The organism is Halobacteriovorax sp. HFRX-2_2, from assembly GCF_043196705.1.
Taxonomy (GTDB): Bacteria; Bdellovibrionota; Bacteriovoracia; order Bacteriovoracales; family Bacteriovoracaceae; genus Halobacteriovorax_A.
Map to the genome: position 1 here is coordinate 575,336 of NZ_JBEBMT010000002.1, position 9,947 is coordinate 585,282.

11 protein-coding genes are annotated in these 9,947 nt (G+C 38.9%); 7 read left to right on the forward strand and 4 right to left on the reverse strand.

Annotated elements, in window-relative coordinates:
- Nucleotides 1-7: 7 nt before the first annotated feature.
- The gene (locus ABMA79_RS07990) at nt 8-907 is read right to left on the reverse strand and encodes a helix-turn-helix domain-containing protein (protein ID WP_393091649.1); all 900 of its coding nucleotides are present in this window, start codon (nt 905-907) and stop codon (nt 8-10) included.
- 67 nt (nt 908-974) lie between these two features.
- On the opposite strand from ABMA79_RS07990, the gene ABMA79_RS07995 reads away from it, so the two are divergent.
- Nucleotides 975-1,682, forward strand: a complete 708-nt coding sequence (locus tag ABMA79_RS07995) for a hypothetical protein (RefSeq protein ID WP_392859253.1) — start codon at nt 975-977, stop codon at nt 1,680-1,682.
- Here ABMA79_RS07995 and ABMA79_RS08000 read toward each other — a convergent pair.
- Nucleotides 1,672-2,631 carry a YeiH family protein gene (locus ABMA79_RS08000; RefSeq protein ID WP_393091652.1) on the reverse strand — a complete coding sequence of 320 codons (960 nt, stop codon included), beginning with the start codon at nt 2,629-2,631 and terminating at the stop codon, nt 1,672-1,674. The two genes, ABMA79_RS07995 and ABMA79_RS08000, sit on opposite strands and share 11 nt — an antisense overlap.
- Nucleotides 2,632-2,676: 45 nt before the next feature.
- Between ABMA79_RS08000 and ABMA79_RS08005 the strand changes: the two genes are divergently transcribed.
- From ABMA79_RS08005 to ABMA79_RS08025, 5 genes are all read left to right on the forward strand, one after another.
- Nucleotides 2,677-3,180, forward strand: coding sequence for a GrpB family protein (locus ABMA79_RS08005; RefSeq protein WP_393091655.1), 504 nt, complete (start codon nt 2,677-2,679; stop codon nt 3,178-3,180).
- 62 nt (nt 3,181-3,242) lie between these two features.
- Nucleotides 3,243-4,565, forward strand: a complete 1,323-nt coding sequence (locus ABMA79_RS08010) for a peptidoglycan DD-metalloendopeptidase family protein (RefSeq protein ID WP_392859260.1) — start codon at nt 3,243-3,245, stop codon at nt 4,563-4,565.
- Between the two features lie 37 nt (nt 4,566-4,602).
- Nucleotides 4,603-5,262: a hypothetical protein gene (locus tag ABMA79_RS08015; RefSeq protein WP_392859262.1), complete on the forward strand. Its 660-nt coding sequence runs from the start codon at nt 4,603-4,605 to the stop codon at nt 5,260-5,262.
- A gap of 31 nt (nt 5,263-5,293) precedes the next feature.
- Nucleotides 5,294-5,833, forward strand: coding sequence for a hypothetical protein (locus ABMA79_RS08020; RefSeq protein WP_392859265.1), 540 nt, complete (start codon nt 5,294-5,296; stop codon nt 5,831-5,833).
- A 195-nt stretch (nt 5,834-6,028) separates the two neighbouring features.
- Nucleotides 6,029-6,859, forward strand: coding sequence for a hypothetical protein (locus ABMA79_RS08025; RefSeq protein WP_392859267.1), 831 nt, complete (start codon nt 6,029-6,031; stop codon nt 6,857-6,859).
- A gap of 22 nt (nt 6,860-6,881) precedes the next feature.
- Here the strand turns inward: ABMA79_RS08025 and rluF are convergent, their stop codons facing one another.
- A complete protein-coding gene (gene rluF / locus ABMA79_RS08030) occupies nt 6,882-7,769 on the reverse strand; it encodes a 23S rRNA pseudouridine(2604) synthase RluF (protein ID WP_392859270.1) in 888 nt (295 codons plus the stop codon).
- Nucleotides 7,770-7,889: 120 nt separating this feature from the next.
- Between rluF and ABMA79_RS08035 the strand changes: the two genes are divergently transcribed.
- Nucleotides 7,890-9,056 carry a hypothetical protein gene (locus ABMA79_RS08035; RefSeq protein ID WP_393091657.1) on the forward strand — a complete coding sequence of 389 codons (1,167 nt, stop codon included), beginning with the start codon at nt 7,890-7,892 and terminating at the stop codon, nt 9,054-9,056.
- Here ABMA79_RS08035 and ABMA79_RS08040 read toward each other — a convergent pair.
- A partial coding sequence (locus ABMA79_RS08040; protein WP_393091660.1) for an AMP-binding protein occupies nt 9,053-9,947 on the reverse strand: 895 nt, incomplete at its 5' end. The two genes, ABMA79_RS08035 and ABMA79_RS08040, sit on opposite strands and share 4 nt — an antisense overlap.

Consider the following 9,947-nt stretch of genomic DNA (forward strand, 5'->3'; position numbering starts at 1 on the left):
GCTGAACCTAGATATTTAATAAGAGCAGATCTCTGTATTGGGAGATTGGCATTTTCATTTCCTTCTTAAAGAAACGCCTAAAGCTCATGTCATCAATGAAGCCTAGTTTGAAAGAGATCTCCTTAATAGGCATGTCTTTGAGGATATATTCTTGAACTTTCTTTATACGATAGGACTTTAGGCTATCGCGGAAGGTTGTGTTGAAGTTTTCTTTCAGGTGTCGTTGTAGTCCACGAGGGGACATCCCTAAGCTTTGGGCAATACTTGTTAAGGTGAGCTCGTCGCTTTTAAGCTTGTCATAAACATTAAATAACTTTTTTAATTCTGGATCATTATCATATTTATGCTTTGGAATTTGATATTCGCGAATTCCTGGGCCTTGAATAATTTCGTTGTATTGTCTGGCCGTCTTCTTCCCCAGCTCTTTCTTTATTATTAGGCAAATGACATCAAGGTAACTAAGAACTCCACCTGCCGTAATAATCTTTCCTGATTCAATGATTGTTCTGTGGGCCTCGACATTAACTTTTGGATACTCTGCTTTTAACTTCTTTTCAAAAAGCCAGTGAGTTGTTGCTTTTCGTCTATCGAGTGCCCCTGTTGAAGCAAGCTTTATTGCACCACCACAGCATGCCACAACTTTTGCTTTCTTATGAGCAATATGGGCCTTGATTATCTTTGCTTCCTCTTTTGTGGCCTTTTGAGGCTTGTAGCAAGGGGGAAGGATAAGGTAGTCCGCAACATTTCCTGCTGCTATTTTTTTATTCATTTGGTTCGTGATTTTAAATGTAACCTTATTATTTATGTATCTAAGGATTTCAAAGTAATCGATAAAGTTCTGCGTCGTACTCTTTAAAGAGTCTTTGCAATCTAGAATATGAATATTTAATTTTGTCGTGTTTTGCATAGATTATGTCATAAGTGACAATGGTGTTTAAGTCAAGCCTTCGGTAGAGTTTACTTAAGGAGAATCTATGAAAACAATCAGTCCTCCTCACAAGTGTGGGGTAATCAAGAGCTTAATAAAATATGACTTAAAAGAGACTATCTATCGTAGCAAAATGGCGCTGACGAGAAGAAGTGCAAGCTATATCAACTCAGTTGAATGGAGTATCCCAAAGAGTGAAAAGGTGCAAAAGATTATTACTCTTGCTGACAAGCTCTATGATGGACCTCTCTTTAATCATGGCATCAGAAGCTATGCCTTTGGAAAGATCTTAATGAGTTTGAATGATGAAAAGGTTGATAATGAAGTTTTCTTTATTGGCTCGCTTCTTCATGACCTTGGCCTAATCAAGGACTGCACAGGTACGACTTTTGAGCTTGTTGGGGCAGACGAGGCATGCGCTCATTGTAGCGATATATTAACTGCAAAGCAGCTTGATATTATTCATGAAATGATTCTTCTGCACGGAGCAATAGGGTATGCGGAGAATAAAAGTAACGAGCTAAAATATCTTCACTATGGTGCTGGGGTTGATGTTGCGGATTTGTGGAGTCACCGCCTAAATGAACAAAATTATTTTGAAGTCTATAGTAAGTACCCTTCGCAAGGTCATATTCCGTATATGATTGATCTTTTAAAAAAGAGAATGAACGAAAACCCAAATATGTACCTCTCTACAGTTATTAACTTAGGCTTCCTCGGGAAAATGAAAAAAAAGGACGCCCCTAAGAGATAATATTAGACATGATTAAGGTAAGTGTTGAGATTGCTGTGAAACACCAGAGTAGCACACCTTGAAGCATAGGCTTAACTCCTGCTTCTTTAATATGATCTAAAGTAATACTCGAGCCAATATAAAAGAGAGTCAGGACCATAAGTTTTTTGGCACCAGCGTAAATCATCGTTCCTGTTGGTTTTAATTCAGGAATAAATGTAACGAGGGCCGCCGCCGTAATAAAGCCCAGAATAAACCATGGTTTCTTTGTTTTTGTTTGAACAGTAGCACCTTGTTTCTTAAGTTGCATGGCCGTTGTAAAACTAAAGATAAGAGCTAATGGAATAATCCAAAGTGCACGAACGAGTTTTACAATTGTTCCAACCTCAAGTGCTTTGGGCCCATAACTCAGAGCTGCTCCAACAACGGAACTTGTATCGTGAATGGCCAAGGCCGACCAAAGCCCAAATGAAGTTTGGTCAAGATGAAGTAAGTGGCCAACCCATGGGAAGACGAATAGGGCAATGGCATTTAATGTGAAAACCACGGCCAGTGATACTGTTACTTCATGATTCTTTGCCTTGATGACAGGAGCGACTGCAGCGATTGCACTTCCTCCACAAATTGCCGTTCCTGAGCTTATTAAAAGAGTTGTATTAAGAGGAGTTCTAAAAAGCTTTCCTAAGAGACTTCCTATAGCAAATACGGCCACAATACTTAGGGCCGTAAAACCGACTGATTGTAGCCCAACCTTTGTTACCACATTTAGATCCATTCCCGCACCTAGGCCAACGACAGCAAGGGCCAGTAGTTTCTTAACTGCTTTGCTCGTCCAGTCTTGAAATGGGTTTCCTATAAGTAATGAAAATAAGATACCTGCAAAAAGAGCAATGGCGGATGAGACCCACGGGCTTAAACATAGGATAGAGAGGATGATGAACAGTAATTTCTTTACGTTTTGATTTTTCATAACTTTACTATCGCACTCTTTTTGCGAATATGCTAAGTTCGCCACATGGAAAACAAAATAGAGTTAGTAGAATATAATGATTTTTGGTTAAAAGTTTTTGAAAAGGAGAGTCAGACTCTGGCAAAGCTTTTGAGAAATAATTTAATGGGTTGTGAGCATATTGGCTCGACTGCTATGCCAAAAGTTGTGGCCCGTCCAACCCTGGATATTCTATGTGTTGTCCATACTCTTGATGGCATTGAAATGTTTCGAAATGAATTCAAGGCCCAAGGTTTTTCATTAACTTCAAATGATTCAAAACATTTCTTATTTGAGCGCAAGTCACCTGAGGGAGATCGAGTCCTTACGAGTGTTCGTATTCTTAAGAAAGGGGATATCAAAATTAGCGATATTCTAGACTTTAGAGATTACCTAAACGCTGAACCTATGATTGCGACAGAGTATAAGAATGCCAAGATGAATCTCATACAAAATCACTCAAATGATATTGGTCTTTATGAAGAAATGAAGACCAGATTTATTGAGGCAGTACTTTCTAAAATTAGCTAGATCTTATTTAGAAATCGTTAAGAGTTGGTTAAGAATTTTTGGTATATTCCGATAAGTTTGCTATGCTTATTGGTAAGATGTCGAAATTATTTATTAGCTTAATTCTATTAAGTGGCCTCACTGGCTGCCAACAAGTTTATGTCTCTCAAAATGTAGAAGCCTCTACACAAATGATTGTCAAAAGCCCTCTTATTCATACAACGATTGTGAAGAAGGGTAAGGTCAAAAGGGGACAAGGTCTGTATCAGGCCCTGCAAAATATTAATATCGATAATAAGCAAGCATTGAATCTAATCAATCAACTTAGAGATGAAGTTGAGTTTTCAAAACTTAAAGTCGGTGATCGATTAGAAGCAACTTTTGATGAGTATAATATGCTTATTAAATTTTCTTTTGCGCAAAATGATTATGAAACTCATGTTGTTTCTTTAAATGAAGATACTGGTAAGTGGGATTACTCTTTAAACGAGTTGGATACTTATTGGCAGCCACGAATGATTGAAGGAAATCTCAATTCGGGATCAACTCTTCAAGATGATCTTTTGGCCATGGGCCTAGAAAGATCAGTTGTTAATGAAGTTATCAATGTTCTACTTTGCAAAGTGAATTTTAGAATGAATGCACGTGCGGGAGATCAGTATAAGATTCTTCTTAGCGAAAGAAAGCACTCTAAGAAAACTGTTCAAACAAAAGTTCTCTTTACTTCTTATAGTGGTGTAAAAGCTGGTAGTCATGAAGCTTATTTCTACGAAGATGAAGAAAAGAGCTCGACTTATACAGCTCATTACACTCCAAATGGCCAAGCCTTAATTAACTCAGGGCTTCGTTATCCTCTTCCTAGACTTCACGTGCGTTCAAACTATGGTTGGCGCATGCACCCAGTTACGGGAAGACGTGCTATGCACAGAGGTGTTGATTTAAGGGGAAGAACTGGTGAGCGAGTACACGCTGTTGCTGCCGGAAAAGTTATCATGTCCACTTATAATAAGTTTGCAGGTAACAAAATTGGAATTAGGCACAGAGACGGATCAACTTCGTACTACTATCACCTAAATCGTCGTAGTGTAAAAGTAGGAGCATGGGTTAGATCACATCAAGTTATTGGAACTGTTGGTGCGACAGGAAGAGTAACTGGCCCACATCTTCACTTCGGTTTTAAAGACTCAAGAGGAAGATGGATGAATCCACTAAATAAGAGAATGATTGCAACTCCTAAGCTTACAGGAGAGCGCCTTGCGAACCTACAAGGACAGGTTAGTAAGATCAAGGGTGTTGTTGCTGATTTACAAATTAGTAAAGAATCAAAATATCTTGTTGCTAACTTAGATAAGATTAAGCGCTTTCCAAGTGCTCTTGATAATTTTAGCTTCTTACCTAAAGAATAAACTCAACTATTGCTAAGTATTGTCGATAAACGTTCATATGCGTTTAAAGCTCTTTATACTATCAATTCAATTTATTGCCATCTTCGGTCTTGGCTTCTATTCTTCTAGTACGAAAGAAGGCCAGCGCTCGATAAGTTCATACTCAACTTCAAGATCTGTTTCAGAAATAAGTTGTTCAAGTGCACTTAGAACTTTTCTTTCTCCTTTAAATCTTGAAGAGAATATTATGCTTTGGCATATCTTTAAAGAGCAGGGGGCATCAGTTAATCCAAAATACCTTTCTCACGAAGACTTTGACTCTCTCGCATCAGATCCAGACCATAACTTTAAGCAAACTCAAACGAGTCAGCTTGAGGCCGTAAGTGGACTCTATGCCCAGGAAAGGGGAATCATTGCTGCGGGGATTGAAAGAGGGCCTGAGGGAACTGAGTTTGTTGATGGTGATGGGATCTTTTGGGATGTGAAAACACCAATCTCACCACTTCTTACTCATTCTTGGCGTTTTAATATTGAGAAGGCCGGAAATAGTATCAAGCACAAGCTTGAGGCCGTTGGTAATATTCATATTCTTGTGGATCTCTCTTATATGAGACAAAGAAATGTAAGCGACTTAAAAAAGTGGATTAAAAATAATATTTCCAAAGAATTACAACAAAGAATTCGCTACGTTACCGTACCTGATGCCATTGTCGATTAAAGCTTATCGCTGTTTTTAACGATAAGAACACATGAGATTAATTAAAGCATTTCTCATATTTCTAGTTGTGTTCACAGGCCTTGCAAATGAAGCCGATATGAATACGTTAACAATTCGCACCTCTAGCGAAGAAGCTAAGACTTATAAAATTAAAAAAATAAAAAAGACGAGACTCTCTGCTGATGGTGGACGAGTGATCCTTATTGAAACCTATGGGAAAGAAAAGTGTGTTATACCGATGGATAAGATTGTGAATACACCACGTCCAAATTACCAGGGCTGTACTCATTGTTTCACTGATGATGTAGAAGTTGAAAGTTACTATACGCAAATGTTTTTAAATCGAAGAAATCCAAAGATTAGCTGTGATGTAACAAATGGTGAAACAGTTGGTTTTAACTTTATTGGCGGAACAACAATTAACGGTGAATCAAAGCTTGTCTCTTCTGGCCTTGTCCTAGAGTCTGCAGTGTATTCAGAAGGGCCATTTCTTCATAAGGAAAAGAAGCCCAATGCTCTTGAGAGACTATTAGATGGAACTGCAGATCTTCTTCTAGATGCTGCATTTTAATTATTTTTTTTTATTTTTATGACTTCAAAGCAATCATATGTATTCATGCACATTCATCAATTTAATCTTTAGATAACCTAAAGATTCACGTCCTATTCCTCCTTTTTCGAATTTTTGGGCTGTTGACAAAGCTTTGCGTTGGCCAGTATTGGTGTCACCTATATTTATTTACAACCAAAATTACCGGAGAGAAAAATGTTTCGTAGCTTACTGACGATTGTGATTACTATTGCCTTTGCATCATCTGTTGTTGCACAGACTCAAGTTCCAGCTGAGTTTGAAAAGATTAATACTTACAAAGAAATGAAGAATTACGCACAAGATAACTTTGCTGCAAATTCAACTTGTATGGATGAGTATCATCAAAGAGTTAGAAAGCTTAGAAAAGACCTACTAATGCAACCAGTGAAGCTTACACTAGGTCTCGTTCAACTTCCAATCGTAGCAACTCTTGGTGGTTTTGTTCTTGGTGGTATTGCTGATGGTGGCCCGATTACTGAGTTCGGAGAAAAAATTCTAGAGCTACTTGATATTGATTTAACAGAGACGATTGACGCTGAAACGGCACAAAAGATTATGGATGATTTGGGAATTAAGCCTATTGAAGCTATTCAAACTGGAGCTGGAGCAGGGATTGGTGCTCTTGGTATTGTACTTATTTATAATACAGTGAAGATGGGTGTTATTAGTTCAAAGATTATTGCCACTAAGAATGCTGCGAAGATGTCATTTACTGGTTATATCGGTGGAGGGAAGAAGTTTGATAAGCTTGTTGCCAAGATTAATAAAAGAGTAAACCGTGCTCTTAAGAAAGAGGGACTTGAAGAAGTTGAGGTTGCTCCAGAAAGAATCTCTGAGCTACTTGTTGAAGCAGATCAAAACTCAATGTTTTGTACAGGTGAACTTAGAAAGTCGAAGAGTGCAAAGAAGTTTGGTGCTCCTCTTAGAAAGAGACTTGCAAAGAAGTCGGATATCTATCGTTACTTAAGAAATACAATTTTAGCAGAGTACGGAATTACTAAGTAATTCCAGCGGGCAAGCACTTGGTTTAGCGACGACGGTGCTTGCCTTTCGCATTTTGTTTGCGCTTTTCTTCTCGCTTTGTCGTCTTGCCACTGAAGTTAAATTCCTTATCTAAGTCTTTAAAGAGCTTATCGTACTTACTCTTTTTCTTCTTCTGTGGTTGTTGTGGCTTTTTAGCAGGCGCTTTCTTTACGGCCTTCTTATCTTCAGACGAAGAGCCTTCAATTAACTTGTAGAGGGTCGCCACCTCTGTTTCGCTTAGCTCTCGCCAGTCTCCAACACCAAGGCCATTAAGACCTACATTCATGATACGCACACGATCAAGCTTTGTGACATTGTAGCCAAAGTGTTCACACATACGGCGAATTTGGCGATTAAGGCCCTGAACAAGTGTGATCTTAAAGACCATCATACTCATTTGTTCAACCTTACACTTCTTAGTCATTGTTCCTAAAATTGGAACTCCACCGCCCATGCCTTTGATAAAGTTATCATTGATTGGTTTATCAACTGTAACGACATATTCTTTTTCGTGATTATTTCCTGCGCGCAGGATCTTGTTTACGATATCACCATTATTAGTCAGAAAGATCAGTCCTTGCGAGTCTTTATCAAGGCGGCCAATAGGGAAGATTCTTTCCACGTGATTGACGTAGTCGACAATATTGTCTTTTTCACTGCTTTCTGTCGTTGAAACAATTCCGCGAGGTTTATTTAGAGCGATAATAATCTCTTTTTCTGCAACTTTTGGTTTTACGATTTGACCGCGAACTTCAACGACGTCACCTTCGTTAACAGTGGCACCGATACCTGCCAGAACTCCGTTGATTTTTACAACCTGCTGTTCAATTAAATCGTCTACTTCACGACGAGAGCAGATACCACTTTGGCTAATGTATTTATTGATTCTCATATGCAGAATAAACCTTATCTAAGTAAATAAAAGTGAGCCAATCTATCATATTTTTATGTCATAAATATAGCATCTTGAAATAATTCTCTCTTTTTGAGTGCAATATGTTATCAAGGCTTTATGAGCAAAAAGAAAAAATCAACGATGGCATTACAGGGTGTAGGCATTGCACCGAATATTCTCCTTCAACATGTTGAAAATACAGCACCTTTTCTCTTTCAAGGGGAGCTGGATACGACAGGTGAAAAGCGAGCTTTTCTAGAGAAGCTAAGGTTTTACAAGAAGAATTTAAAGCAGCTAAATAATATCAATCTAGCTGAGTACTTTCATATTTGTATAAGTGCACACTGGGCGACAGCGGGAACTTTTGTTCCAACAGATGTGGACAATCAGATTAGAGAGTCTTTGTGGAAGCACGGACATATCTCAAAGCATATTGAGAAAATGGCCCGCCTGACAATTGAGTCGTGGACTTGGGATTACGCTCAGGTAACAAGTCGTAAGGCCTATAATAACGACAATAATACGGTCATGAGTACTCACGAAGGAACATGGCTAAGTGTTGCCATTGGTGCTTACTGTGCTCTTGTGAAAAATCGTAAAACTGAACTTGCCCAGGAAATGGCGGATGTCATTTTAGAAGAGATCAAAAAAGAAGAGCTTATTATGCAAAAGCTGCGTGAGGAAAGAGATCATATCAACTTCCTAAGAGCTGCTCCTCTTATGGCCCATAACTTTGGGGATCTTGATCGCGTGATGGTTCAGTGGAATATGAATCCAGAGGACGCCTTCTACAAGCGAATCTTTAAGCTAGGCCATCAATTAAATGAAAACTACGACCCGATTCTTGTGTATACAGGAAAGGTGAATAAGACATTCTCTTCAAAAGAGAATCATCGCCACATGTCCATGAGACAACCAAAGTGTCTAAGAAAGTCTTCAAAATTTCTTATCCCAGTTGGGCCATTTATGGATGATTGGGGAAGAGTGCTTGGTGAGAGTGACCTTCTTTCAATGGAGGAGAAGGCAGAGATTGTAACTGCATTCTACGATGGTTATAAGAGACAAGATGAAGCCTTTGGTTATATTCGAGGATATAAAAACCTAATTGAATCAGTTGACGGCGGACTTGCTGCACTTGAAATGTACCTTCCATTTGATCTTGTTGCAGAAATGAAGAAGTCTGAATTCAGCGAGCTTGCTAAAGTTTCTCGCGAAGAGTTTGAGGCAGACTACAAGAAACGTCTTGAAGACTTTGTCTGCCCCGTTACTAATATGAAGTTTTAATCTTCACGTCTTTTCAAAAGAAAGCGCTGAACCTTCCCACTTGGAGTTTTGGGTAGTTCTTCAATGAACTCAATTTCACGTGGGTAGGCATGGGCCGCTAATCCTTTCTTCACAAATAGACTAAGCTCTTCTTTCAACTCTTCCGAAGCCTCAAAGCCCTTATTTAAAACAACAAATGCTTTTACGATTTCTGTTCTCTTTGGATCAGGCTTTCCAATGACGGCCGTCTCTAAAACACAAGGATGCTCAAGAAGGACACTTTCAACATCAAATGGGCCAATTCGATAACCTGAAGAAGTGATGACATCATCATTACGTCCTACATAAGTGATGCGTCCGTCTTCAGTTTGTTCGGCGGTATCTCCAGTTGTATAGAAGCCGTTTGCAATGGCCGGAGTTTCAGCTTTTAAGTAACCCTTAAACCACATAATAGGAGAGTTCGCGATATCAACAGCAATAACCCCTGGCGTGTTTGGTGGGGCAACCTTGCCGTTTTCATCAAGGATGACTACTTTGTAACCAGGCATAGCATAGCCCATACTTCCTGGCTTAATTTCATGTTCTAGTTCATGGTGATTATTAACAGTCATTCCTGTTTCTGTTTGTCCGTAGTGATCGTTAATGACAACATCGAGTTTATTTTTAAACCAATTAATAACCTCGGGGTTAAGAGGTTCTCCGGCACTGCTGACAACTCTAAGTTGTCCTTTTATGGCCTTAGATACTTCATCACCATTTCCAATTAATAACCTGAAGGCCGTAGGAGATCCCGCTAAATTGGTTACTTTATATTTTTGAATCACACGTACTGTGCTTTCTGTACTAAAGCCACCTTCATAGAAGAGAAGGGCGTTACCATTAACAAGTGGGCCAATGACTGAATAATAGAGG